This window comes from Komarekiella delphini-convector SJRDD-AB1, from assembly GCF_014831675.1.
GTDB lineage: Bacteria > Cyanobacteriota > Cyanobacteriia > Cyanobacteriales > Nostocaceae > Komarekiella.
Genome location: NZ_VJXY01000010.1, coordinates 64,153 through 90,913 on the forward strand (window position 1 = coordinate 64,153; position 26,761 = coordinate 90,913).

A 26,761-nucleotide genomic window follows, 5' to 3' on the forward strand; every position below is an offset into this window, starting at 1 on the left:
AATCCCCATCTCTATGGATACCAACGGTCGTTCTCGCCATTTTATCTACACAGATTGGATATTAATCGAAACCCAGTTTGACCCTAAGCAGTTGCACTCTAAAGAAACCGTCTTTACAATCGGCAATGGATACTTGGGAACAAGGGGCAGCTTTGAGGAAGGGTATACTAATGCATTGCCAGCTACTTTTATCCACGGTGTCTATGATGATGTTCCTGTGGTGTACACCGAACTCGCCAATTGTCCTGACTGGCTACCATTGGTAGTAATTGTCAATGGCGAACGCTTCCGCCTCGATCAAGGTGAGATATTAAGATATGATCGCCAACTTGACCTACGCCAAGGTATTCTCAGCCGATCTCTGCGTTGGCGTTCTCCCAGTGGTAAGACTATAGACATCCACTTTGAACGCTTTGCTAGTCTGGCAGATCAACATATATTAGGGCAACGCTGCCAGTTAACGCCAGTAGATTTCGATGGGTTGATTGAAGTTCAGGCTAGCATCAACGGCTATCCCGAAAATCAGGGTTTTAATCATTGGGAAGGGCTAGACCAAGGTAAAACAGATCAAGGTTTTTGGTTGTATCGTCGCACCCGTAACTCCCGAATTGAAATCGGCATGGCTGCTAAGACGACAATATCGGGAACTGAGGCAGCGTTGCAATTCAACAGCGCACCTGGCTATCCGACAACAAGCGCGAACTTCTTCGCTGTATCACAACAGACTGTAACCATAGAAAAAATTGTCACAGTTTTTACCTCACGGGAGATTGATACACCAGTCGCAACAGCTCAAGAAAAACTCGCGCACCTGCCAGATTATACAACGCTGCTTGATGCCCACAAGCAGGTATGGGATAAGGTTTGGCAGCAAAGTGACATTATCATTGAAGGAGATAGTACAGCGGCTTTTGCCGTGCGTTACAATCTGTTTCAGCTGCTAATCGCCGCACCACGGCAAGATGACATTAGTATTCCCGCGAAAACCCTTTCCGGGTTTGGCTATCGCGGTCATGTATTTTGGGATACAGAAATTTTTATTCTGCCCTTTTTTACTTATGTTCAACCAGCTATAGCCCGTAACTTGCTCAGTTATCGCTACCACACATTAAATGGAGCGCGACGCAAAGCATTTCATGATGGGTATAAAGGAGCAATGTTTGCTTGGGAAAGTGCTGTGACTGGAGATGAGGTAACACCTCGTTGGTCACTACCTAATGATTTTTATGCGGACGATGTGCGGATTTGGTGTCGCGATCGCGAAATTCACATCAGTGCAGATATCGCCTATGCTGTCTGGTACTACTGGCAAGCTACTGACGATGATGAGTGGATGCGAGACTGTGGCGCAGAGATTATTTTAGATACCGCTGTGTTCTGGGAAAGCCGGGTTGAGTTTAATCGAGAGTCCCAACAGTATGAAATTCGTGGGGTAATTGGCGCAGATGAATACCACGAGTTCGTTCACAACAACACCTTCACTAACCGAATGGTGCAATGGCATTTGGAAAAAGCGATCGCAGTTTATAATTGGCTTGAAAAAAACTTTCCTGAGCGCGCTATCGAGTTAGAGCAAAAACTGCAACTTAGTCCAGAACAGCGAACGCACTGGCAAGAGATCGCTGCTAAATTATTGATTTTCTACGACTCGTCAACAGGATTAATCGAGCAGTTCGAGGGATTTTTCCAGCTGGAAGATATTAATTTAGCAGACTATGAACCACGCGATCGCTCCATGCAAGCTATTTTAGGCATCGAAGGAGCTAACAAGCGACAGGTGCTCAAACAGCCAGATGTGCTGATGCTCCTCTATTTGATGCGTCAATCAGAAGATTTTCCTTATAACCAAAAAGCATTGCAGGCAAACTGGGACTACTACGCACCCCGCACTGATATTACATACGGTTCCTCCCTTGGTCCAGCAATTCACGCCATCTTAGCCTCAGATTTGAGCAAATCAGCAGAAGCTTACGAACGGTTTATGCAAGCAGTTATGGTAGATCTCGAAGATACCAGAGGTAACACCGCCGATGGAATTCACGGAGCTAGCGCTGGTGGCATTTGGCAGGCTGTAATTTTAGGGTTCGGTGGTATACAACTTACAGAAGATGGGCCCATAGCCAACCCCCACTTACCCCCTGGCTGGACGCGCCTCAAGTTTAAACTGCAATGGCGTGGTAAATGGCACGAGTTCGACCTACACCAAGAACAGGTTGCTCAGGAAATAACTCACCAATTAGAATTTCTCCAACTTTCCTTCTCCCCTAATCCCCAATCCCAGTCACCTGAGTTAGGATCTCCCGTAGTACTGACTCCCCACGATGCTGGCTCCTCAGTGAGTTACCCTAATTCCCCAAAATACCAAATGGAAACTTCTCCCCATAGCTCCGACATCCAGGGATTCATCTTCGATCTGGATGGTGTGCTCACAGATACAGCAGAATTCCACTACCTAGCTTGGCAAAGATTAGCAGATCAAGAGGGTATACCTTTTAATCGACAGGCTAACGAAGCACTGCGAGGTATATCCCGTCGTGCTTCTCTAATGCTGATAGTTGGAGATAGACCGTATTCGGAAGCACAACTTGAAGAGATGATGGAGCGCAAGAACGGTTACTATGTAGACTTAATCCAAAATATGACGTCCAGGGATTTGTCATTAGGAGCAATTGAACTTTTAAATGAACTGCGGCAAGCTGGTATTAAGATAGCAATTGGCTCAGCTAGCAAAAATGCCCGCACAGTAGTAGAGCGATTAGGTATTGCCGACAAAATAGATGCGATCGCTGACGGTTATAGCGTGCAGAAACCCAAACCAGCACCCGACCTCTTTCTATACGCAGCCAACCTGCTAAAACTCAAACCAGAGCAATGTGTAGTCGTAGAAGATGCAACAGCAGGCGTTGAGGCCGCTTTAGCCGCTGGTATGTGGACGGTAGGACTCGGCCCAGCCGAACGAGTTGGCGCAGCTCATGTTGTCCTACCCAACCTAGCAGGCGTCAAATGGACAGACCTCAAAGCTAAATTGAATAGTATTACTACACAAAAAAAATAACAAGAGTCAGGCAATTTTATACCAATTAAAAAAACAATGTGACAGACAGAACATGTAGAGACGTTGCAATGCAACGTCTCTAATGCGTTACTAAGAAACCAAGACACGTTCGTAAAGCGTCTCGCAGAGAAGACACCAAGAAAAATCTACCCTTGGCATCTAATAGCACCTATAAATAACCATACAATCAAAGAATTTTAGCACGCAGAACAAAAAAGGATTGTTGTTTGTTGGCGACTGTAGCTTAACGCCTATTATTTCGTTAACTGTCTTAACTGTCTTAACTGTCTTAAAAATTTCCTTAACTGTCTTATTTGTCCTTGCGTATTAGTTTTGACAGTGAGATTATAGAAACGAGCCAACCTTATCTAAATATCTAAAAGCAAATGATAGACGTCATAGTTGATACATAAAATGATAGGTTCTTGCTCTAACCTAAAGTACTAAAAAATTAGACAATACTGATGTAGGCAAGACTTACGCTAAATTTTTTCCACTTCAGAGCAACTAGCCTTAAATTCGATATCAAGACTCTTACTTTAGTAACATAGTCTGTACGATTAAGCACAAACTTATATGTGCTTATACGGTTTACTATGATGTTGATATCCTGTAATCTGATAGCTTGAAAGCGAAATTCTTCTAAAATTCAATACAAAAGTTCATTGCTTTGACAGCTAGTGTTTTGCCTGTATGGGATCTAATTAAAAGCTTACAGGCTCCCAGAAATTGTCTCGGCTAATTTTCAGTAGTGTGTGTATCGATTTAACCTAACTGCAAAAATATAATTATGTGAATTCTGAGTGCTACAGAAATCAGGCAGGTAAAGTAACTATGCCATCATAGTTTGCTACTGAGGCTAAATTTTAAACCGCTACATGCCACATAGCAAATGTGCATCACCAAATCAGGTTGAAGCATCTTTTGTTTTCGGCAGAAATTAAAGGTTGAAAGACTTGTTTAGCCACAAGCCAGAATCTTCACTTTTGCTTCATCTAGAAGGTAAGTTCTTAGTTAAGAACAATTAAATCAATAGTATAGTCAGTGAAGATGTAAGATGACGTTTTATTTTGGTGTACTTTCATCTTTACTTATAAAAAGGCGTCGAGAAAACCCATTCCTTCTAAGGATGGGATGAAAGACGTCCCGATGCCGTTGACGGTTAACAGTTAACAGTCAACGTGAAATTCCATCCCCTTGTTGAGGATGGGATGAGCTTAACTGATAAGCACTCTTCACTTCTTTTATGATGTGGGAGATATGTTATTGGGGCAAAGAGCAAGGATGCAATTCAAGCTTTTTTCTCCTTTAACGCAGAAGTATTAATATCTGCATTGATGCTCTGAATTGTTTTGATAGGTTAAAGTTATCCATCTTTGCGCTGCTGGATTATACAAAGTTGCAAAAGAAACTCTTGTGGCTTTCCTTGACGACAATTGAGTTAATTGTTCCCTTTATTGACAACATTGAATCATTGACTTGATTCAATGAAATCTCTAATAACCATTAAGTGATCCAAAAGTATTATTTTTTGAAACAAATAATATCTCTGGCAACTTTGTATTAGCTAAAGTACGCAACCATTACTATTTCGATTTACAAATGACATTGTGATTGTTCAAGCAATTTCAAGGATGTGATTTGCATATATGTTGAATCTTGTTGTTATGCAATCTACGTTTAATGACTTTGTACTATATCCTCTCACTATGCCTTTGGCGCCCCTCTTCCAAATTTGGGAGAGGGGAGTAGTGAGAGTTACAACGACTGACTGAGTATCGTGCGTGCATTAAGCATGTTCAAGCGAGCTAGCAAAGTACTGTTTTAAAACAAGGATCAGTTTATGGCAATTAGAAACGGAACACCGGACAAGGATACCCTTACAGGTACCGCTCAAGCTGATACGTTGCGAGGTTTTGCTGGTGAAGACACTCTATTTGGCTTAGGTGGTAATGACCTCCTCCGAGGTGGAGACGATAAGGACGAGCTGTATGGTGGAGCTGGTGCCGACAGACTATTTGGGGATGCAGGCGAGGACTCGCTGTTTGGTGAGGCCGGCAATGACACCCTCTATGGTGGCCAGAACATCGATGACGTTCTCGATGGCAAAGACCTCCTTGATGGTGGTGCTGGTGCTGACTGGCTCTATGGTGGCTTCGAGGATACTGTGCAGGGTGGTGCTGGTAATGACACATTAATTGGTAGCTTCTCTGATGACTTGCTGTATGGTGATGACACAGAAGGAACTCTTCCAGGGGGTGCTGATTTTATCGATGGCGCAGAAGGTAATGACACTCTCTATGGCGAAGCAGACACCTTAAGTAGTGGTGGTAACGATACCCTTGTGGGTGGGGCTGGCGATGACATTCTTTATGGCTTTGCCGGTGATGACTCTTTGTTAGGTGGAGAAGGTTTCGACACACTCGACGGCGGAGATGGCAACGACGTTCTTGATGGCGGAGAAGGTTCAAGCACCCTCTTGGGTGGCGCTGGCTTAGAAACCATCAGGGGAGGTCTTGATGGTGACTTCATCGATGGTGGAGAAGGTGATGATAACCTCAATGGGCTCGGCGGTAATGATACCATCTACGGCGACTTTGATGCAGTTGACACACTCTCTGGCAATGACGTGCTCAATGGCGGTGCTGGCGATGATTTCCTAGACGGCGGCGCAGGTGTTGACCGCATCATTGGTGGAGCTGGCATTGACATTGTGTTTGGCGGCGAAGACTTAGAAACCCAAAGCGGACGCGACACCCTGACTGGCGGGGCTGTAGCTGAAGAAACTGATTACTTCCAATTGTTATTCCAAGACTTTGAATTTGAGCCACCCCAGCCTGGTGAGCCAGTCATACCTGTTCCTGCTGGTGACTGGGTAACTGACTTCCAGGATGGTTTTGACTTCTTCTTGCTTGAGGGTGTTGAATTTGAGCAGTTGGCATTCGCCCGCGTCAATCTCGTTGTTAATGGTGCTACTACGACGAATAATACTCGGATCTACATTGCTCCTGAAGCTGGCTCTGGCATTACTCCTGCTCAATCTGAAACGCTAGCCGTTGTGCAAGGGTTACTTCCAGGACGGTTCGACGCATCAGATTTTGTTGTCGAACCTGTCGTCTAGGAAATGGGCAACCAGGCGGTGTATTTGGAAATCCTCCAATTAACACGTGCCTGATAAGTTACCCAAAAATCAATGGAGCAGCCGCAGCGTCACCATAACGTACTGAGCTACTCTTTGGATTGATTGTCTCAATTTTATATCTCTTGCTGTCCCTTTAATTGGGGACAGCAAAAAACCAATAATTAAACAGCCATGCGAATTTTATTTTTGCATCCGAATTTTCCTGCCCAATTTCGTCATCTAGCTGTCGCTCTAGCCAAAGACAAACGTAATCAAGTCTTCTTTGGAACTGCTCGTAAAGAAGGTAATTTACCAGGCGTTAATAATGTCATCTATAGCCCTACACGAGAGGCCCGGCCCGAAACCCACCACTATGTCAGACCCCTAGAAAATGCCGTCCTTCAGGGTCAAGGTGTTTATAGATTGGCAGAACAACTCAAAGCTCGAAAATTTATTCCTGATGTAGTCTATGGCCATTCGGGTTGGGGCCCGACCCTATTTATCAAAGATATTTTTCCCAACAGTAAGTTACTGTGTTATTTCGAGTGGTTTTATCATGCTCATGGTTCCGACGCAGACTTTGATCCTAATGAACCGCTCACTGCTGACGATGAAGCCAGGATTCGGATTAAAAACGCTCCGATTTTGCAGGATTTATATAGTTGCGATCGCGGTCTTTCTCCTACCTATTGGCAGCGCCAGCAATTTCCGCCGGAGTATCACAATAAGATAAATGTGCTTCATGATGGCATTGATACGCAATTCTTTTGCCCCAAGCCAGGAGCAAAGTTAGTTCTCCCACGCATCAATCTAGACCTTTCTCACGCCACAGAAATCGTCACTTATGTGGCGCGGGGTATGGAGCCTTATCGGGGATTTCCGCAATTTATAGAGGCAGTTGCTTTACTCCAACAAAAACGTCCTCAATGTCATGTAGTGATTGTGGGAGAAAATCGCGTAGCTTACGGCAAACAGCTTCCTGATGGCAAAACCTACAAAGAGGTGATGCTAGAAAAATATGCTCTCGATCTGGGCAGAGTTCATTTTACAGGCTGGTTGCCTTATGCTGAATATCTGCAAGTTCTCCAAGCTTCTTCTGTACATGTTTATTTAACGCGTCCCTTCGTCCTGTCTTGGTCAATGTTGGAGACTTTATCAGCAGGTTGTTTGTTGATAGCTTCTAAAACTGCCCCTGTAACCGAGGTAATCCAAGATGGCGTCAATGGTCTATTAGTAGACTTTTTCTCACCTCAAGAAATTGCTGATCGCATTGAAGAAGCGCTTACAAATCCAGAGCAGATGGCGTTGATTCGCGCTCAAGCAAGAGAAACAATTTTGAAGCGCTACGACTTGGCGCAGTTATTACCCCAGCAGATGCAATGGATACAGCAGCAAGAAGATGATAAAAGCAACCTATTTCTATATAAAAAAACTCAGCTTGAGTTAATAACTACGACTCAAGAGAACGGCTCAAATGGGAAACACAAAAACCCAGCACTTATACAAGTCAATAACCAGACAGTAACAGCTCAAGAAATTATTCCCCTCTTGAGTCGATACCAACTACTACCAAAGCTCCAGCAAGAACTTTTGATTGACGAAGCGATGTCTACGACGGGCTTTGCCTACGCACCCTTTAACTGCACACCAGAAGAACAAGCTAAATGTTGTCAAGATTTCTGTACAAAACATCAGTTAATGTCGGAGTCTGAACGCCTAAGTTGGCTAGAGCAGCAAGGTATGACTGAAACACAATTTTTAGACCTTGCAACCCGGAACCTGAAAATCGAGAAATTTAAACAAGCTACTTGGGGTAGCCAACTAGAATCTTACTTTTACCAAAGAAAGAAGCAACTAGACCAAGTTGTTTACTCCTTAATCCGCACTCATGATGCTGCTGCTGCCCAAGAACTTTACTTCCGTCTTCTAGAAAACGAACAGCCTTTTGCTGAACTAGCAGCGCAATACTCTCAAGGCTCAGAAGCCCAGGTTGGAGGCTTAATAGGCCCGGTTGCAATGAGTACACCTCATCCCAAACTAGCTCGAATTCTTGCTGTAAATCAACCAGGGCAATTATCTCCCCCAACTCGTGTAGGAGATTGGTGGGTGATTGTGCGACCAGAAAAATATATGCCAGCTCAACTTGACGAACCCATGCAGCAAAAGCTGCTCAACGAACTCTTCTCTTCCTGGTTAAAAGAGCAACTGCAACAACAAAATTCTCAGAAACAAGTGGAAGTACAAAAACCAGCTTGAATTCACAACCTTTAAACCGAGCAGATTTTTTAGGTAAATAGCATGCCAGCTTTCAACTTTAGTGAACAAAATCTGGTGGGAAATGACTTTAGCGGTCAAAACTTGAATGGTTCCAATTTTTTCAAAGCCACCCTCACAAACGTCCTATTCACTCCCAACGCTCAGGGCACACGCACACAACTGAGAAGCACTAACTTTGAAGAAGCAGTTCTGATTAACGTTGATGCATCAAATGCCATTTTTGCCCCTAATGCTAGCTTTCCTCAACCAGCTAATTTTTTTAAGGCGAAATTGGAAAATGTTAATCTCAGTGGAGCCAACCTGAGAGAGGCTAATCTGTCCCTAATTGACACGAAATTCATCAACCTGTCAAACGCTAATCTGACAAATGCTAATCTGCGGGAAGCTAATCTCGGTGGTGAACAATCCGAGCGACCGAATCTTAGAGGTGCTAACTTTACCGGAGCAGATTTATTTAAGGCAAAGTTAAAAGCTGCTGACTTAACGGGCGCAAAGCTAGTGAATGTCAACCTGGAAGAAACTGAGCTGGAAGACGCTCTCTTAATCAACGTTGATGCAACGGGTGCTGATTTCCGGTTGGCAAAACTCACAGATCTGACTCTGCAAGACTCTATCTTTGACCTAGCTAATTTCAGCGGTAATTCTTTAAGTGATGCTCCACTCGAACCAGGCCAGACGGGCAATGTCAAGTTTCGTGGCGCTAATCTAAGCAACTTTCTTGCAGATGACGCTGTTTTGACGGGTGCTGATTTTAGTCCTTTTGTAGCTGCCAATGGCGATGTTACCGTAACGAATCTGAGTGGAGCCAAATTTGATGATACTGATTTGAGTGGAGCTAACTTTACGCAAGCTAACGCAGAAGGCGTTTTCATCAATGGGCTTGCCGTTGGCGCGAATTTCACAAATACCAATCTGAAAAATGCTGATCTGTCTAAAGGTGACTTCACCAATGCCACCTTCGTGGGAGCAGATCTGACTGGTGCGATCGCAGTTGATGCCATTGGTCTAACTGTTGGAGATGCAATTAACAACACCTTCAATGGAACAAGCAGTAACGATAACCTCTTTGGTAATGCTGGCGATGATATCCTCAACGGTGATGCCGGTAATGATTATCTCGACGGGGGGCTAGGCAATGATATGCTCACCGGCGGTGGTGGCAGTGACACTCTCAGTGGTGGTGCAGGCAGTGACATTCTCACTGGCGGTGCTGGAAATGATTTCTTAATTGGTAATGCCGGAAATGATACCCTCACTGGCAGCGCCGGAATTGATACCATTCGCTACAGCAGTGGCGATGGTCAAGACCGAATCAACGGATTTGTAACAGGAACAGGCGGAGATATCCTTTCCTTCAGTGACATTAATGCAATTGATGTACGAATAGTCAACGCTAATACCCAATTCCGACTTGGAGATGGCATTGCTGGCAACGCAAACTTTGGCACAGGCTCTTTGTTAGTCACCCTCGTCAATACTTCCTTTACCCAGGCTGATATCAGCACCAACATTGATCCAACCAACAGCCCTGTCTTCCAGTTTTCATAAGGATGCATCCCAGAACATATACATCTGAGCTTGAATCCTTAAACTCTCAACCACTTTGAAAATCAAAAGGCAATAAATATGAGTATCATTGGAACCCCAGGTAACGATAACATCTTAGGTACTGGTCTTGATGACCATATCGATGGTCTAGGTGGCAATGACTTTATTGACGGTCAAGATGGAACTGACACCCTTGTTGGGGGATTAGGCAACGATACCCTTGTAGGAGATGACGGTGATGATAGCCTCTTGGGCGGAGATGGTGCAGATTCCCTCAATGGCGATGACGGCAATGATACCCTCTTTGGTCAGGCAGGTAGTGATCTTCTTGATGGTGCTAACGGCAACGATTACCTCAATGGTGGTGATGGCAATGATACCCTCTTTGGTGAGACTGGAGACGACACCCTTCTTGGCTTAGGTGGAAATGATTTTCTAGGTGGGTTCAGAGTTGACAACCAAGGTAATCTCGAAGGCGAGTTCGCTAATGACTTCCTCGACGGTGGAGTCGGCAATGATACTCTTGATGGCTGGGATGGAGATGACACCCTTCTGGGTGGGGTAGGTCTTGACAGATTACTTGGTGGAGATGGTAGTGACTTAATCAATGGCGGGGCTGATGCTGATACCCTCAATGGCGATGCCGGTGATGACACTCTCAACGGCGAGGCTGGTGCTGATAGCTTAGTTGGTGGTTTAGGCAATGACACCCTCAGTGGCGGTATCGGTAATGATATTCTTGATGGTCAAGAAGACAATGACGCGATCGAAGGTGGGGATGGCAACGACACCTTAATTGGTGGTGGTGGTAGTGATACTCTAACTGGCGGTGCTGGTGCTGATAGATTTCAATTTAATGCTTCCACTGAAGGCATTGATATCATCACAAACTTTTCTGTTATTGATGACACCATCCTTGTTTCTGCTGCTGGTTTCGGCGGCGGGTTGGTAGCTGGTGTACTTCCAGCAAGCCAATTTCACTTAGGTTCGTTAGCTAACGATTCCTCAGACCGATTTATCTACGACACAAGTATTGATGTACTCTACTTTGACATCGATGGTACAGGTAGTACTTCGCAGGTAGAACTAGCTAGATTCTCTAACAATCCTTCGATTACTAGGAATGACATTGTTGTTTTCTAGATATCAGAAAGATACGTTTGTTAATGTTCGGCTCGTTAGCTGAACACACGTTTGATGAGATACTCCAAGTATTACTAAGCCATTGTTCACAATCATTGTTTTCATCTGTTGCTGATCTTATGTGTAGGACAGCAACAGATGAATACTCATAACTTCAAAATATTGAAACTTCAATGCGGATTCTTTTTACCATTGCCCACTTTTTTAATCCTGACAACAAGGGTAAGCACGCTTCCCAAAGAAAAGACCCCCAACCTCGCTTGCTGGCATTAAGCCAAAGCCTTGCTGCTTTGCATCAGCTATTTGGCAAATCTCAACGTATTATCAACATTGAACGGCGACTGGCTTTCCCCGCGAATCAACTGCAAGCCCACGAACTAGATATTATTATTTGTACAACCAAAGATAATCATCTTCTGAATCAGTTACCTTTACCTTCCCATTTTTATAAGCACCATCCTACCCAGGCAGAACCTTTATTGTTGGGGTTTGAGTGCGAAGCATTACTGCGTGATTATCTTGGTCAGTATGATTACTATTGTTTCCTTGAAGATGACCTAATTCTTCATGATCCCTGGTTATTTATCAAATTAAATTGGTTTACTCAGCAAGCAAATGATCTGAGTCTGCTTCAACCGAATCGTTATGAAGTCTGCACTCACAATCTAACATATAAAGCTTACATTGATGGTGATTTAGCAGCAAGAGTAACCGCACCTTTTCAGAATGTAAACGAGCAACCAAAACTTCAGGGTAAAATTCTAGGGATGCCAATTTTATTTCGTCGCGCCCTTAATCCTCACTCTGGCTGTTACTTTTTGAATGCTAATCAGATGGCTTACTGGGCTAGCCAATCTTATTTTCTTGACCGCAATACCAGCTTTATTAGTCCTTTAGAAAGTGCTGCAACATTAGGAATAATGAAGACATTTCGAGTTTACAAAACAGCTCCAGAGCAAGCAAGTTTTCTAGAGATTCAGCACTTTGGAACGGGATTTCTCAGACTTATAGGAGAAAAAGTAGGACTAGCAGAAAGTTGAATTTTAGTATCTTAGTAACTCTAATTGTGTAAATCAGATACGTTCATGAGTCTACCAAAACTAGTCAAAATAAAACTATGAAAATATTAAATATGACCATTAATATTAACAGCAAGCTTTATTATAGTATTCCTAAATTTGTGAGAAATCACTCATGTCCTTTACAGGTGACTGAAATTAAAGGTGTAGGGGTGTAAGGGTTTGGGGGGGGAGGGAGAAAACTCCTAGTTGTAATCGCTCTAGGCTACGTAGTGTGTTGCAGACAAGCTTCTTTTTACGCTGCGCGATCGCTAAACCTACGCTAACGCTAGTTTCCTGGATTGCCAGGAAATTTCCTTTCTCTTAAGGGATACGCTATGTGTAATGACAGCCTTAATAAAATATCTTACAACTCAAATAGGATTGCTATATAAGGAGTAGATCATGAAAGGCATTATTTTGGCTGGTGGTTCCGGTACTCGTCTTTATCCAATAACTCATGTTATCAGTAAACAACTAGTGCCTGTTTATGATAAGCCAATGATTTATTACTCATTATCTGTATTAATGTTAGCTGGCATTAGGGAAATTTTAATTATTTCCACACCTAGTGATTTGCCATTATTTAAAAAACTATTAAAAGATGGTAGTCAGTGGGGATTAAAGTTTAGTTATGTCAAACAACCAAAGCCGGAAGGTTTAGCTCAAGCCTTTATTTTGGGCAAAGACTTTATTGCTAACGAGCCAGTATGTTTAATTTTAGGTGACAATATCTTTTATGGACATGGTTTGACAGAAGTACTGAATCGAGCAGCAAATTTGAAGAAAGGCGGATTGGTATTTGGCTATCAAGTCAAACATCCTGAACAATATGGTGTAATCGAATTTGACAAACACATGCGTGTAATTGATATAGAAGAAAAACCACTAATTCCTAAATCTAAGTACGTGATTCCTGGTATTTACTTTTATGATAGCCAAGTTGTAGAAATTGCTTCTAGTCTCAAACCTTCTACTCGCAACGAGTTAGAAATTACTGATTTGAACCTGATTTATTTGCAGCGGGGTCAACTGCAAGTAGAACTTTTAGGAAGAGGATATGCATGGTTAGACACTGGTACTCATGAATTTTTACATCAGGCAAGTAGTTTTATTCAAACTCTAGAAGAACGGCAGGGTTTAAAAATAGCCTGTATTGAAGAAATTGCTTATAACCAAGGATATATTGACTCATGCCAACTTCGTCACTTAGCTGAGTCTATGGCTAAGAGTAGCTATGGTCATTACCTAATGACAATTTTAGAGAATAATCAGAACTATGAATCAATTATACAAAATGATAAAACAGAATTATTTTCTGTCAATCAATCGCCTTCGGATATAAATTTACAGCTTCTATAAGCTAAGCTCGACTTTATCCAAATCCAAGAATGTAACGCTTAAAATATTGCGAATTTTCTGACTTTGTGATAGAAAGTTTTTTTGAATGATTAGTTTTTATGAAATCGAGTAAGTTAAAACCTCAATTTAATGAATGTTTTAGCTTATACGTAGAGGCTTTTTAGCAGCTTGCCACAGGTATCGCCCACCAAAACTATAATATTATCTACAAAAATGAGGTTAGCTAATTATTTAAAGCAAAAATTATATAGCAAAAATGGAATTGCAATGAATATTATACAGACAGAAATTCCTGATTTATTAGTGATTGAACCACAAATTTTTAGTGATAATCGTGGTTTATTTTATGAAAGTTATAACGAAAAAACCTTACTAGAAAAAGCAGGAATTGCTGAGCATTTCGTCCAAGATAATCATTCTCTTTCCGCTAGAAACGTATTACGTGGCTTGCACTATCAAATCCAGCAATCTCAAGGAAAACTAGTAAGAGTAATATCAGGTACAGTCTTTGATGTAGCTGTCGATTTGAGAAAAAGTTCTCAGACTTTCTGTCAATGGGTGGGTATATATCTGACAGCCGAAAATAAACGACAGGTGTGGATACCATCAGGTTTTGCTCACGGTTTTTTGGTGCTTTCAGAGTATGCTGAAGTTTTGTACAAAACGACAAACTACTATGCACCACAGTACGAGCGTACTATATTGTGGAATGATCCTGATTTAATGATTGCTTGGCCAATTCAAGAAGAACCAATACTCTCTGCTAAAGATCAAGTTGCTAAGTTGCTGCGAGATGCAGAGGTGTTTACATGAAAATCCTACTGACAGGTGCAACTGGACAAGTGGGTTGGGAATTGCAACGCACTTTGATAACTTTAGGTGAAGTGATTTCTGTAGGGCGCAGTCAGATGGATTTAGCTCAACTAAATACTATTCGCCGTATTATCCGAGAAATCCAACCAGACTTAATTATTAATCCAGCCGCTTACACAGCAGTAGATCAAGCAGAGTCAGAACCAGATTTAGTAATGGCTATTAATGGTATTGCTCCGGGTGCGATCGCAGAGGAAGCAAAGCGGCTGGGTGCAGCCATGATTCACTATTCTACTGATTATGTATTTGATGGTTTAAATACAACTCCCTACACTGAAGCAGATAAACCTAACCCGCAAAATATCTATGGTATGACAAAACTAGCGGGTGAGCAGGCAATCATGGCTGTAGGTGTGCCACACTTGATTTTACGCACTAGTTGGATCTATGGTTTGCGAGGTAAAAATTTTTTACTGACTATGCAAAAGCTGGCTCAGGAACGGGAAGAAATTAGAGTTGTTAATAACCAAATTGGTGCGCCTACTTGGAGCCGCCTAATTGCTGAAGTTACAGCCCAGATTTTATCTCAAGCTCGACAGGATGTATCTGGTTTTCTCGCTAGCAAGAGTGGAATTTATCACTTAACAGCCAATGGCCAGACTAGCTGGTATGGTTTTGCTAAAGCGATTTTTGACCATAATTTCCAGCAGAGTGAGCGTAAGCTACAGAGGTTAATAGCAATTACCTCTAAGGATTATCCAACAGCAGCTAGTAGACCAGCTTATTCTTTATTAAATAGTCAGAAATTATCTAATACTTTTGATCTGGTTCTGCCAGAGTGGCAAAGGAGTTTAGAGTTAGTACTGACTGAACAGATTTTTGTCACAGCCTAAGTATGGCGTCTACCGATATCTAGCCTTGGAATCAATTTCAAGGCGGGACTCCTGGGAAAGCAGATTGTTTCTTTTGAGGCATGATATAATAAATACCTTTCGTTAGAAGCTCAGGTCAGCCTGGGCGATCGCGCTAGGATAACAGTAGAATAATTAATAACTTTTGTTTATTAAATTTAAAAAAAAGAATATTTGCTTCGATTGCTAAAAGTCTTTACACTAGTACCAGCTAATTAGAAAAACTTAACTGTTCTATTTCCTTTGGCAGTAGCTTAAGAAAACTGAAGCAGTGAACTCATAGCTTTAGGTTTGAATTTAAAATGTTACGCCCGTGGTAATCTCTAACAAATCAGAATATGCACTTCTAGCCCTGTTAGAGTTGGCAACCTGCTACCCTAGCGGTGAATCCTTACAAATTCGAGAGATAGCGGCATTACAAGATATCCCAAACCGCTATTTGGAGCAACTCCTGGCAACCTTAAGGCGTCAAGGCCTAATTAAGAGTATACGCGGAGCCAAAGGTGGCTACGTCCTGGCACGAGATCCACGGACGATTACAGTCTTGGATGCTTTTAACTGCATGGAAGGAGCAGACGTTGCTGTTTCTAATTGTGAGCCAAATGTCAACACAGTAGAAAGCGAAGTGATTCAAGAAGTTTGGCAAGAAGCCCGTCAGGCTGCTAATGCCGTGTTGCAAAAATATACACTCCAAGACCTTTGTGAACGACGAGCAATCCGAAAACACAAAGAATTGATGTATTACATTTAAGGGACTGGGGATTAGGGATTAGGGATTAGGGATTGGGGACTGGGAGGAATTATTAAAGAAGTCTCTCTGTTGTCTACCTTGTCTCTTTCATTAATGCCCAATAACGCCAGTTGCACGCCACTTGCTACCCTAAGGGAACGCTAAGAGCGAACAACCGGAGGAAAAGAGGCAACGCAGCGGCTCCTCAAGTCAGGAAACCCGTCCACAGTACTGACTCTCACATGCCCAATCCCCAGTCCCCAATCCCCACTACCCAGTCCCTTTTTTAGTTAATGCGATAATTTCTTCAAAACAGAAACGGTCAACTAGATCGGTCAGCGCTTTCACAAGGTGATCATACTGCTCAGGAATTTGCTCAATTAGCATGAGAATTTCCTTGGCATTGATTCGGAGCGCCGCCTGATGTAGTTGGTCGATCCAGTCACTTGGCATTATCTCTAAGTCTGCAACCGTTAGCATAGGCGTAAAGGATGCATTAGAAAGCCAAGCTGCTCCTTCCTTGGTTTCCTGATTGTCCACGTCAGCATAAACGTAGCGAACGCCCAAGTATTCAGCCATCTTTTCAAAAATCACGGTCGTCTGAAATGGCTTACGCACAAAGTCATCAAAGCCCATAGATAGCGCTGTCAAGCGGTCTTCCTCAAAGGCGCTTCCAGTTAACGCGATGATCACTGGGGCTTGAGAGCCGCCTGCCGTTTTAATGTGCTGAGTTGCCTCAAATCCATTCATGATCGGCATTCGCAGATCCATCCAGATTAAGTTAGGCGACCAACTTTGCCAGAGGTCGATCGCAGCTTGACCGTTTACTGCTTCTTGTACCTCAAAACCAATAGGGGTCAATAACTCAACTAGAAGCCGCCGATTTTCTAGTTTATCCTCAACAATTAGAATGCGATAGGTGGGTTGTCCTGTTTCTAAACCAATGACTTGCCGACTCGGTGCAGGCATTGGCAAGGTATCCAGAATTACTGCACGAGTTTGGATATCAAACGTAAAAGTTGAGCCTTCTCCTAATGTGCTATTCACCGTGATCTCTCCACCCATGAGCCGGACAAATCGCTGGCTAATGGGTAATCCGAGTCCAGTTCCTTCTTGAGCTTTATGCCCTGCCTCCGTCTGCACAAACGGTTCAAATAAACGATTAAAGTCAGTAGCAGCAATGCCGCAACCCGTATCTTCAACACTGAAGCGGAGAGTAACACAATGATCAGGCGTGATGGTTTGGCTAAGAGTTTCCACCCGCAACGTCACTTGACCGACCTGTGTAAACTTAATTGCATTTCCTAACAGATTAACGAGAACCTGGCGTAATTTACTCTCATCGGCACAGATGTATTGTGGAATTGTACTTGAGCGCTCAAAAATGAGCTGTAAACCTCTTGATTGAGCTTTCAGACCAAACATCTGCTGGAGGCGATCAAGCAGCCCGTAGAGGTCAAAATTTGTTTCGTTGAGTGTGACTCGACCCGCTTCAATTTTGGACATCTCCAACACATCATTGATTAAGGTCAGCAAGTCTTCGCCACTGCGGTTGATGGTATCCAAGTATTCCTGCTGCTGCGAGTTAAGCGATCGATTCCGCAGCAGCAATTGGGTAAAGCCGAGGATGATGTTGAGGGGAGTTCGCAGTTCATGGCTCATGTTAGAGAGAAACTGACTTTTAGCAAGGTTGGCGGCATCTGCGGCTTCTTTGGCTTTTTTAAGCGCGACTTCAGTTTTTTTGAGCTTGGTGATATCACGAGCAACCCAAAGCACTGTCCGGTCAGATAACGGCGAGACACTAGCCAAAAACCAAGTTTCTCGATTCTTGATCGACAAGTGGTATTCAACAAAAACATTCTTGCGAGTGCCATCAAGGTTTCTGGGTTCCTCTTTCAGTTCCAACGCTTGCTGAATGGCATCGACTATTAGATTGGCAATTTCTTTAGGTAAAACTTCATGAACTTTTTTGCCAAGACGATCTACATCAGGTTTGTAAGCGAAGGATTGTGTTAGCACATACTTGGTTTGCACATACTTTAGGTAACGACCTTCCGCATCAAAAATCACTACCATGTCGGTCATAGCAGCGAACATTAATCGGAGTTCTGCCTCCGATGTTTTCAGTGCCGCCTCTACTTTTTGACGATCCCGAATTTCCCGCTGAAGTTGGGCATTTTTCTCGTCGAGTTCTGTCGTGCGTTTCTTAACTCGGCTTTCTAATCTCTCGTTGGTTTGTGCTAGGGCTAAAAAAGATTCACGCAACTGTTGCGCCATTTGGTTAAAAGACTGCGCTAACTCGTTTAACTCGATTGCGTTGTTCACAGAAACTCTTTGGTCTAAGTTTCCGGCGGCGATCGCTTTGGCTGCGCTCCCCAGTTGCAAAATCGGCTGCGTAATCCAGCGAGCCGTAAAAATGCCCAATCCAGTTGCGAGTGCAAACGCAATCAGACAAAGCACAATTGTTGTGCGAGTATTGGCATTGATTTGATCCATGAAATCCCGTTCCGGGACAACGACAATGATCAACCAGTCCAAGCCTTGATCATTTTTCATGGGCACAACCTGTAAAAATTGCCGTTGGCCCTGAATGTCAAAATCTAGTTGTTGTTTTTTGTCAATTTGGGTTAGGTTTCCAAAGCGTTGCAGCAAATATTCGGTGGTGCGTCGTGTCAAAATATCATTGCTTGCGATCGCCTGGACTCGGATGGGATTCTGTAATGTAAAAGGCGCTGTGGGATTTTCAATCACGTAAGGTTGTTGAGTGGCGGAACTACCAACCAGCAATCCTGTGCGCCGTTCCAGGATAAAGGTTTCGCCCGATCGCCCGATTTCCAAACTCCGCAGAAATTGACTAATCCCAGTCAGTGAAAAATCTACGGCAGCAACGCCTAATAGATTATTGCGATCGTCATAGATTGGCAAGCTGGCATTGAGTACATATCTGGGTGTAGCAAACAGTTTATAAATTCCGCCCCAGTTGGCTGTTTGAGACTTGACTGCTGATTGATACCAAGGACGAGTTCGAGGATCGTAATTGGGTCTGGATCTCAAAAGTTTAGTGTAACGTCCCGGTTGCTGTGCTGCATAAATCCGTATCTCATCCCCGGTGGACTTCCCCGAAAGTTTCACCTGAAACCGACCATCATCCGCTCTTTCAACTGCAACATGTTCTCGATATTCTGACCCAATATAAACCGCCGTCACTGTGTCAAACGTCTCAAGTTGATACCAAAGGTGTCGTTCTAATGCTGATAAATCTTGCACATTAACTTCGCCCAGCCGGATCGCATTAGCATTCAGTTGATTGATTTTATGAGGCGTTTCAACATAGGTTTGAAGATACTGTTGGATTCGAGCCGTGATTTCACTGCGGAGTTGAATTGCTACCTCATTAACTGCTCTTTGCCCATTCTGAATTGATAGCCACCCAGTTAACCCCACGGCTAGAGAAATTTGCAGTATAAAAGGTACCACAAGAATATGGCGCAAAGGCACACTTTTAGCAAGCTTTAAAACCTGATGGGTGAGAGGACGCATGTCCGAACTCCTTAAATTAAACAGCAATGCTAGGGTGCTAATGCTGACCCAGAAGCTTTTCAATTCCAATGAGGCTTAGCATAATATAGAGGATGATCTGTTTCAAATAAAATTACCCTCATGGGTAATAGCAAAGTAGGAAAATATCCAACAATAGAGTTAAAACTTAATTCTACAAACGTGGCAAAGATTATATACAGCGGTCAAAAGTAATGTTTTTTACGTTATAAATTTGTTGGAAATCGCTGCTTATAAAATTAATTTCACTAGGTAGACGGAAATAAAATAAACCATATTAAGGAATGTAAATTATTAATTTACTAATAAAGTTTTATGCTTGATGCCCAATATTAACAAAGAATTGTTTATTCTCATCGATTTATTTATACGCGTTGTACCTTGGAAATAACTAACATCATCAATAGATTTATTGCACAGCTTTGATTTTGCATCACTCATCATCCACAATTTTTGTAGAATGTCCTAGCAATAGCGTAATAATTGACGATTCTCTTAGCCCTTTGAGAAGTATGGAATTCACCCAATCAACCAAGGGAGATATTCTGATCGTTGACGACACTCTAGATAATCTCCGCCTTTTATCAGCAATGCTTGATGAACAAGGTTATGAAGTTCGGAGTGTCACCAATGGTTCGATCGCCTTGATCGGCATACAGGCTCAACCTCCAGATTTGATTCTGCTGGACATCAATATGCCCGGAATGACCGGCTATGAGGTGTGTCAGCGCCTAAAGTCTAATCCCCAAACCCAGGAGATTCCCGTCATTTTTATTAGCGCTTTGAATGAGGTATTTGATAAGGTGAAAGCCTTCTCGGTTGGAGGCGTTGATTTTATTCACAAACCTTTTCAGATTGAGGAGGTTTTGGCCAGGATTGAGCATCAACTCAAACTTTGCCGCTTACAACTGCAACTCCAAGAGCAAAATCGTCGCTTGCAGCAAACAGAAGCAGATCTGAGGCGATCGCTTGAGCAAGAACGAGCACTGAATCAACGCATCGAGGAAATGGCGGCGTTAGAAGAACGCAATCGAATTGCGCGTGATATCCACGACTCCCTAGGACATTCTCTTGTAGCGCTGAATGTGCAAATGGAAACAGCGCTGACACTTTGGCAAGTTGATCTTGAGCGATCGCGATCGTTTTTAGTAGAGGCGAAAAAACTGGGTTCCGAAGCTCTGCAAGCAGTGCGGGAATCAGTTTCCGCCATTCGTTCAGACCCACTCCACGGACAATTACTCGAAGGTGCGATCGTCAACCTTGCAGAGGAATTCTATCACCTCACCGATATCTTACCAGACTGCCAAATTGATTTATCACAACCGCTTTCCGACTCAGTAAATCATGTAGTGTATCGCATTATCCAGGAGGGACTAACCAACATTTATAAACATGCCAAAGCCACGAGCGTTAAGATCAAAATTCAAACAGCGGTTACAGGACTATCATTGACACTCCAAGATAACGGCCAAGGCTTTCAGTCAGATCAAGCCGTGGCGGGATACGGACTCCAAGGAATGCAAGAACGAACAGCTACGGTAGGCGGACAGCTAGAAATTGTCAGTAAACCGGGTGCTGGCTGTCAGATTGTCGTTAACTTTCCCAGAGAAAATCACGGGAAGTAGTCGGGGATAAAAAAGACAAAAAACAAATGACAAGAGATTTTGCAATTGATTGCAGGAGGTGCTGGCTAGAGAACGCCCAATCGTAAACCGTGAAATAACTGAGTTATAAATGCGGAATTTGAGATTCGGAATTTGTAATTAATATAAAGCCACTAATTTAATTTCATCTGACCTCATGATAAATTTCATGCTTAAGTTGTGACATTCATTCGATGCAAACACCTTTAAATTTTGATAAGTTAAACCAACTTTCCAAAATAAAACCACAAATACAATCATGTAAGAACCCAGATTAAATCAGACTTTCTCAATTACGACAGCGCAGCCCATTACAAATTACGAATTACGAATTACGAATTACGAATTAATATGAGGTAATCCCGATGAAAAATGATGAATCTTCTCCAATTCGCCTGTTAATCGTTGACGACCAGAGCCTCATTCGTCAAGGACTTAAAGCAATACTAGAACAGGAGCCTGATTTGCAAGTCGTTGGTGATGCCGAGAATGGCAAAGTTGCACTAGAGCTTGTTGCTGCACTCCAGCCCGATGTGGTGCTAATGGATATTCGGATGCCCGAAATGGATGGACGAACCGCAACAAAACTGATTGTGCAAAACTTTCCCAATGTTAAAGTTCTCGTCTTGAGCACATTTGATGATGACTCTTATCTGACAGGGGCAATGCGGGCAGGCGCAAAAGGATATTTGCTCAAGGATATGCCCTCACGTGAGTTAGCAGATGCGATTCGCTTTGGACATTATGGCTATACTCAATTTGGGCCAGGGTTATTTGATAAATTGTTGGCTACGAAAGCTGCTTCAACTCCAACTAATCAAGACTCCGCCTCATCAAAGCCATCGGAAATCACTGCACGAGAACAAGAAGTTTTACGTTTGATTGGCGTTGGCGCAACAAACCGCGAAATTGCCCAACAGCTTTACATTACCGAAGGAACTGTAAAAACTCATGTGACAAGTATTCTTAGCCGCCTCAATCTCAAAAATCGATCGCAACTTGCCATTTATGCAAATACTGCTCTCAATGAAGAAAACAAATTATCTGGGCAGCTATAGGAACTTATCGCAATCCACAACCAAGCTATTGTGTTAACCCAATTACATCCTCAATATTTATACTCTTCAGGACTTACGCACTCAGATCCCCCAACCCCCTTAAAAAGGGAGCTTTAGAAGTTCCCTCCTTTTTAAGGGGAGCCAGCGCGGTCTTCTCCCAAAGGGAGAGGCTAGCGCCAAGGGGGTTTCCACGCCACTCCCCACAACGGATAGCGCAGCGTAAAGCCTTCTGTTCGTTCGCGTAGCGTGTCGTAGACAGAGGCTTCGCTACTTTGAGGCTGCGCCAACGCTTAGAGCGAGTCATTGAGCGTCGGGAACCTCCGCAAGGGGGTGGCTCCCCATGAGCGACTGGCGTGGGCTAGGGGGGATCTAGGTTTCAGGATTCAGTGCGTAAGTTCTACTCTTGTTAAGGCGATCGCACATTTTAACTGAACTATCTGGAGTCCAAGGTTTTGCCGCTTTATGCACCAAGAACTTGGTGTGAGGGTTAAACAACAGTTACTCAAGTACCTAGCCTAAATCTATTAGCTATGCAAAACGAGAGAGCAAAGAGAAATCCACCAATATATGCTGTGGTCTGGTGACAGCTAAAGCCTGCCGGGCAATAAGTAACTGAGCAACAATCTGTACCTACATGGCACACTCTAGATGCAGAAATACCAGCATGGGAAGGCATTTTGCTTGTGCTGTGGGTAACATAACTGCACTGAACTGGAAGTCTCATTATGTCCTCTTTCTAAAATTAAGGTTTTTGAGTTGCGGCTACTGTGAAAACAACTGCAAATATTTGTGAACGAATATCAACTCACTGTAGAGTGCCAAATTTAGAGGTAGTGCCCACCCTGCTGTTGTGGAGATAACCCGCAGTCGCTACCACACAGAACCATATCCCCAACTGTTACAGAGCAAATGTCAACTTCTAGGGAAACAACGTACAGAAGAATCCCTCATGGGACAACAGATCATTGAACCGAAAAACGTACAGTTGGCAACAATCCATAGAAGAGTCCCATCTACCCCAGGAAAAAAGGCAGAACGGGGAATATAAGACACATACTGAGACGGATGTATCTCTCGATTACTCGGATTTCCAAGTACACTACGTTGGATGCCTTGTGAATTTTGCGGAAGTCTCATCTCTTCATCCTCCTAAAACGAATTGGTTCAGGTACGAGATCATTAATGTCCGACTACGCCACTCACACCTAACGGCATGAAATCTGCGAAGCAGCTCACAAAGATTTGTCACTTGTACCAGATTTTGTAGTAGCAGCGAGTCCAGATAAGGCTTGCGAGGTCACCCTAACATTCAGCTACAACTCTAAATTAATCGCAGCATCTCCCACTCCCATCTGAATTGAGTACTTCACAAGTACAAGCGATCATATCTCCATAACATGTCTTTCCAGGTGCTAAGAAAGCACAGCCTGTTCCAGTACCAGTTTCTGGGTTGACACTAGCGCAGCACAATATCTTGTTGCCACGCTCCTCGATAGCAAAATCATTCACTCCCCCTAGAGGGTTGCTAGGCAATGGATTTAGAGTAGTAAGTTGTCTAAGAGTGGTAATAGTTTGCCTACCTTGAGCAGGGGAAATTTCCCTACCATAAGCAGCCATTGAAGTTTTTGAGCTGATGGAAGCATCACAGATAGTATTCACTGACTGGTTTGGAATTCTCATTGTTTTTCTCTCCCTTAAGCATTAAATTTCCTCAATTTATTGTGGTTGCGCCACTACCATGAAACTATGGAAATTTCTCACAGTGCAATCGTGATTTGCACTCTCCCCACACTCACCTAATAAATATCCTTAGTCCTGTCCAGAGCTACTGAAAGCTGAATATTACGGGCGAAAAGAGAACCACTGTATAGGCAAACACCCTGTGAAGCAATGAATACGGTTACCGCTAGTAAATAGGCAAGACCAGTAGCAAAGCCAAAAAGACTCAGGTAATGCAGCAGACGGTAAGAATTGAATAACTTGCAGAGGGGTAATACCTGTAGATTTGTTTGATGTCATGCTTAACATAGACTTCGACAAACCTGGAGATTGATTAGGGAGTCTCATCTTTTAATATCCTCCTAAAACCATAGGCTCAATGAATTAGCTTGCCTCAACTGCTTAGCTTTTTATGCCATCTTAATTTGACAACACCTTTTAAGGTATAGAACACGTCACACTGCCATCAGGATTGTTCGATAAGCCTCCTTTAGCGCTATAAGTACACCACCAAGTGAAATAGTAGAAGTCATGACAAACGGTTCCTGGCAGTGAGTGATTGCATGTCACCTCGAAAGCTGCTGATGGACGGTAGGGCGGAATTGCTAACGGAAATTCGGGAGAGAATCGGCTGGAGCCTAAACCTGTTTTCACTCTTTGATTGGTATTGAGGTTGGTTAGACTGCTACGAATTTTACCTGAACATTGATAGGGAAGCTTCATTTTTTATCCTCCTAAAAATCAAAAATTTGTTTTTAGTCATCGCATAATCGTTACTCTTCAAATAAACTCTTTTATCTCACAAACCACGATCGCACTCTCCCCACACTTACCGGACAAACATCACTGACATCAACAGTAAATCGATATACTTTTCGAGCTTGTTCAAACACTCGTCTGGGATTAAAAAATGTCAGCTTGACATCCCAGCACTCAGAACCAGAGCGACACAACGGACTACGTTCCACTTCAATGGTGTCGAGATCCATTTCTTCCTGAATAGCGGACTCGAAGATGCGTTCGACGTTGAAGGCATTGGTTGCCGCATAATTAATCGCTCGCTCTTGAGGAGTCATGCCGAGATTGCGAAGCTCGTAGTAAACCCGCTCCAAGAAGTTGATGACGGATTGCGATCGCTGCCCATACACACCTCGGTCTTGCTCTGATGCAGACTCAGCTGGGGGAGTTCCACAAACAGCTTCGATTAATGCTGCTGTTGTCCAGCTATACATACATCGAAGCGTGGGCAGAATCACAGGCACTACCTGACCCGACATTAGCATGACTTTTCCTACGACCACACCCGGAATCGAAATCCGTTCAACACCTTCTGTCAATTGCTCTGTGAGAAACTGACGCAACCGTTCATAAGCCTGTTCAGCATAAGCTCCTTGAGGTTGTATTGCATAAATGGGTGTCGCGTCCAAGTTCAGCGTCCAAATAATCGCTCCCGTATCCCAAAGATTTCTGTCGAGATACGCCAACAGTTGTCGGTGATCTTGAGGATTTGCCCCTGCACCCATGTGCTGTTGAATAGAATCTCGGCGGGTTTCTGTGCCGAAATCAAACCCCAATTGTCCTAGGGCATAGACTAACTGTACAGGTGTGCCGTTGCCACCACCACAACTACAAGCTGCAGGTTGTATTCCACCAGAGTTTACCTGTTCTTTCAATTGAGGTGATGAAAGTAAAGGTTGCACCACCTGAGAAGCGACTTCAGAAGTTGGGGCACTGTAGGCTGCTGCTTGAACAGCAGGGTTTTGTCGTTGTGGCGGTGGCGGCAGATTTGTTTCCCCAATCGGTGCGGATTGAACCGTTGCTAATTCTATATTTTCATTCATGGTTTCTCCTGGTTGAAGAATGAGCGACATGGCTCCTTTGACATTGAGACGACCCGCTAAAAGACGGCGACAATCAGGGGCAGGTTGGTCATCACAGGCGATCGCACTCCGTAGAATGGCATCTCGAACCGCTTGAGGATTGGGAGCTTGACCCCGTTTAACTTGAAGACTCAGCAGCAAAGCCGCAACGCCAGAGACAACCGCCGTGGCGTAACTTGTTCCACTACTAGTTGTAATGCCTCCTCCAGGAGCGGCTCCGGGGATGTTTTCACCCAGTGCCAGAATCCCTTGTGTACGGTACTGTTCACCCCAATTGCTGAAATCCAATGGCAATCCTTCAGTGTTCATGGCACCCACCGCCAAAACAGAGGGCAGCGCACCAGGAATATGTAAGCAGTTGCAGCCATCATTACCAGCCGCCGCCACAATCAGGATGTTCTGGTTTGTACAATGACGAACAGCGTTAGTTAAGAGCGGATCGGCTTCTCCACTGGGGGTCAGTTGTCCGCCACTGATGTTGATAATATGAGCACCATGATTGGCGGCTAAAAGGATTGCTCTGGCGAGATCCAGTTGAGAACAAGGCGCAATCGCATCTCCCTTGCCATCGGTAAAGATAGGAATCAATAAACCCCGACATTGAGGCGCTATTCCTTGAACTGACCCATGATGTTGTCCAAAGATAATGCTCGTAACGTGAGTACCGTGTTGGGCTGCCGAACCTTGAGCAGAAATATTTGGGGTTAGCGGCTCTAGTGGAGTAAGCTTTGCACTCACAAGGCTTGGGTGGGATTGATCCACCCAACCATCTAAAACAGCGATACAAATCTGAGGCTCTCCGAATGTTTCTACCCAGAGTTCTTGGTGTCCAGCCATTGAAATCTTTGTAGCGAAAACAGGAGGGGACATTGGGAATGACCTCAA

At 43.6% G+C, this 26,761-nt stretch carries 17 protein-coding genes; 13 read left to right on the top strand and 4 right to left on the bottom strand.

Annotated elements, in window-relative coordinates; translation table 11 throughout:
• The first annotated feature begins 13 nt into the window (after positions 1–13).
• The 10 genes from pgmB (at position 14) to FNW02_RS11525 (ending at position 16,039) form a co-directional block, all read left to right on the top strand.
• A complete protein-coding gene (pgmB, locus tag FNW02_RS11480) occupies positions 14–3,055 on the top strand; it encodes a beta-phosphoglucomutase (RefSeq protein ID WP_191757676.1) in 3,042 nt (1,013 codons plus the stop codon).
• A 1,843-nt stretch (positions 3,056–4,898) separates the two neighbouring features.
• Entirely contained in the window at positions 4,899–6,176 is a 1,278-nt protein-coding gene (locus FNW02_RS11485; protein WP_191757677.1) for a calcium-binding protein, read from the top strand.
• Between the two features lie 192 nt (positions 6,177–6,368).
• Positions 6,369–8,432 (top strand): glycosyltransferase, encoded by a 2,064-nt coding sequence (locus FNW02_RS11490; RefSeq protein ID WP_191757678.1) that lies wholly within the window; start codon positions 6,369–6,371, stop codon positions 8,430–8,432.
• Between the two features lie 42 nt (positions 8,433–8,474).
• Complete coding sequence (locus tag FNW02_RS11495; RefSeq protein ID WP_191757679.1) at positions 8,475–10,001, top strand: pentapeptide repeat-containing protein; 1,527 nt, start codon at positions 8,475–8,477, stop codon at positions 9,999–10,001.
• A 78-nt stretch (positions 10,002–10,079) separates the two neighbouring features.
• Entirely contained in the window at positions 10,080–11,144 is a 1,065-nt protein-coding gene (locus FNW02_RS11500; protein ID WP_191757680.1) for a calcium-binding protein, read from the top strand.
• 173 nt (positions 11,145–11,317) lie between these two features.
• Complete coding sequence (locus tag FNW02_RS11505) at positions 11,318–12,184, top strand: calcium-binding protein (protein ID WP_191757681.1); 867 nt, start codon at positions 11,318–11,320, stop codon at positions 12,182–12,184.
• A 423-nt stretch (positions 12,185–12,607) separates the two neighbouring features.
• On the top strand, positions 12,608–13,564 hold the full coding sequence (gene rfbA / locus FNW02_RS11510; protein ID WP_191757682.1) for a glucose-1-phosphate thymidylyltransferase RfbA: 957 nt from the start codon (positions 12,608–12,610) through the stop codon (positions 13,562–13,564).
• A gap of 267 nt (positions 13,565–13,831) precedes the next feature.
• Positions 13,832–14,377: a dTDP-4-dehydrorhamnose 3,5-epimerase gene (gene rfbC / locus FNW02_RS11515; RefSeq protein WP_191757683.1), complete on the top strand. Its 546-nt coding sequence runs from the start codon at positions 13,832–13,834 to the stop codon at positions 14,375–14,377.
• The gene (gene rfbD, locus FNW02_RS11520; RefSeq protein ID WP_191757684.1) at positions 14,374–15,270 is read left to right on the top strand and encodes a dTDP-4-dehydrorhamnose reductase; all 897 of its coding nucleotides are present in this window, start codon (positions 14,374–14,376) and stop codon (positions 15,268–15,270) included. The genes rfbC and rfbD overlap by 4 nt, the downstream gene beginning before the upstream one ends.
• Before the next feature lie 331 nt (positions 15,271–15,601).
• On the top strand, positions 15,602–16,039 hold the full coding sequence (locus FNW02_RS11525; RefSeq protein ID WP_191757685.1) for an Rrf2 family transcriptional regulator: 438 nt from the start codon (positions 15,602–15,604) through the stop codon (positions 16,037–16,039).
• 249 nt (positions 16,040–16,288) lie between these two features.
• On the opposite strand, the gene FNW02_RS11530 is transcribed toward FNW02_RS11525, so the two are convergent.
• A complete protein-coding gene (locus FNW02_RS11530) occupies positions 16,289–19,558 on the bottom strand; it encodes an ATP-binding protein (RefSeq protein ID WP_191757686.1) in 3,270 nt (1,089 codons plus the stop codon).
• Positions 19,559–20,088: 530 nt separating this feature from the next.
• On the opposite strand from FNW02_RS11530, the gene FNW02_RS11535 reads away from it, so the two are divergent.
• From FNW02_RS11535 to FNW02_RS11545, 3 genes are all read left to right on the top strand, one after another.
• Positions 20,089–21,201 carry an ATP-binding response regulator gene (locus tag FNW02_RS11535; RefSeq protein WP_191757687.1) on the top strand — a complete coding sequence of 371 codons (1,113 nt, stop codon included), beginning with the start codon at positions 20,089–20,091 and terminating at the stop codon, positions 21,199–21,201.
• A gap of 383 nt (positions 21,202–21,584) precedes the next feature.
• Positions 21,585–22,277 carry a response regulator transcription factor gene (locus FNW02_RS11540; protein WP_191757688.1) on the top strand — a complete coding sequence of 231 codons (693 nt, stop codon included), beginning with the start codon at positions 21,585–21,587 and terminating at the stop codon, positions 22,275–22,277.
• A gap of 850 nt (positions 22,278–23,127) precedes the next feature.
• On the top strand, positions 23,128–23,325 hold the full coding sequence (locus FNW02_RS11545) for a hypothetical protein (protein ID WP_191757689.1): 198 nt from the start codon (positions 23,128–23,130) through the stop codon (positions 23,323–23,325).
• A gap of 278 nt (positions 23,326–23,603) precedes the next feature.
• On the opposite strand, the gene FNW02_RS11550 is transcribed toward FNW02_RS11545, so the two are convergent.
• From FNW02_RS11550 to FNW02_RS11560, 3 genes are all read right to left on the bottom strand, one after another.
• Entirely contained in the window at positions 23,604–23,957 is a 354-nt protein-coding gene (locus FNW02_RS11550; RefSeq protein ID WP_191757690.1) for a hypothetical protein, read from the bottom strand.
• A gap of 477 nt (positions 23,958–24,434) precedes the next feature.
• Positions 24,435–24,719 carry a hypothetical protein gene (locus FNW02_RS11555; protein WP_191757691.1) on the bottom strand — a complete coding sequence of 95 codons (285 nt, stop codon included), beginning with the start codon at positions 24,717–24,719 and terminating at the stop codon, positions 24,435–24,437.
• Between the two features lie 71 nt (positions 24,720–24,790).
• Complete coding sequence (locus tag FNW02_RS11560) at positions 24,791–26,746, bottom strand: PatA/PatG family cyanobactin maturation protease (protein WP_191757692.1); 1,956 nt, start codon at positions 26,744–26,746, stop codon at positions 24,791–24,793.
• Between the last annotated feature and the right edge of the window lie 15 nt (positions 26,747–26,761).

What these genes read in the sequence shown, in the direction of transcription:
- FNW02_RS11495 (WP_191757679.1), top strand. Translation starts at nt 8,475, where the DNA reads ATGCCAGCTTTCAACTTTAGTGAACAAAATCTGGTGGGAAATGACTTT.
- FNW02_RS11560 (WP_191757692.1), bottom strand. Translation starts at nt 26,746, where the DNA reads ATGTCCCCTCCTGTTTTCGCTACAAAGATTTCAATGGCTGGACACCAA.
- rfbC (WP_191757683.1), top strand. Translation starts at nt 13,832, where the DNA reads ATGAATATTATACAGACAGAAATTCCTGATTTATTAGTGATTGAACCA.
- FNW02_RS11535 (WP_191757687.1), top strand. Translation starts at nt 20,089, where the DNA reads ATGGAATTCACCCAATCAACCAAGGGAGATATTCTGATCGTTGACGAC.
- FNW02_RS11540 (WP_191757688.1), top strand. Translation starts at nt 21,585, where the DNA reads ATGAAAAATGATGAATCTTCTCCAATTCGCCTGTTAATCGTTGACGAC.
- FNW02_RS11555 (WP_191757691.1), bottom strand. Translation starts at nt 24,719, where the DNA reads ATGAAGCTTCCCTATCAATGTTCAGGTAAAATTCGTAGCAGTCTAACC.
- FNW02_RS11485 (WP_191757677.1), top strand. Translation starts at nt 4,899, where the DNA reads ATGGCAATTAGAAACGGAACACCGGACAAGGATACCCTTACAGGTACC.
- FNW02_RS11500 (WP_191757680.1), top strand. Translation starts at nt 10,080, where the DNA reads ATGAGTATCATTGGAACCCCAGGTAACGATAACATCTTAGGTACTGGT.
- rfbD (WP_191757684.1), top strand. Translation starts at nt 14,374, where the DNA reads ATGAAAATCCTACTGACAGGTGCAACTGGACAAGTGGGTTGGGAATTG.
- pgmB (WP_191757676.1), top strand. Translation starts at nt 14, where the DNA reads ATGGATACCAACGGTCGTTCTCGCCATTTTATCTACACAGATTGGATA.
- FNW02_RS11505 (WP_191757681.1), top strand. Translation starts at nt 11,318, where the DNA reads ATGCGGATTCTTTTTACCATTGCCCACTTTTTTAATCCTGACAACAAG.
- rfbA (WP_191757682.1), top strand. Translation starts at nt 12,608, where the DNA reads ATGAAAGGCATTATTTTGGCTGGTGGTTCCGGTACTCGTCTTTATCCA.
- FNW02_RS11550 (WP_191757690.1), bottom strand. Translation starts at nt 23,957, where the DNA reads ATGAGAATTCCAAACCAGTCAGTGAATACTATCTGTGATGCTTCCATC.
- FNW02_RS11530 (WP_191757686.1), bottom strand. Translation starts at nt 19,558, where the DNA reads ATGCGTCCTCTCACCCATCAGGTTTTAAAGCTTGCTAAAAGTGTGCCT.
- FNW02_RS11490 (WP_191757678.1), top strand. Translation starts at nt 6,369, where the DNA reads ATGCGAATTTTATTTTTGCATCCGAATTTTCCTGCCCAATTTCGTCAT.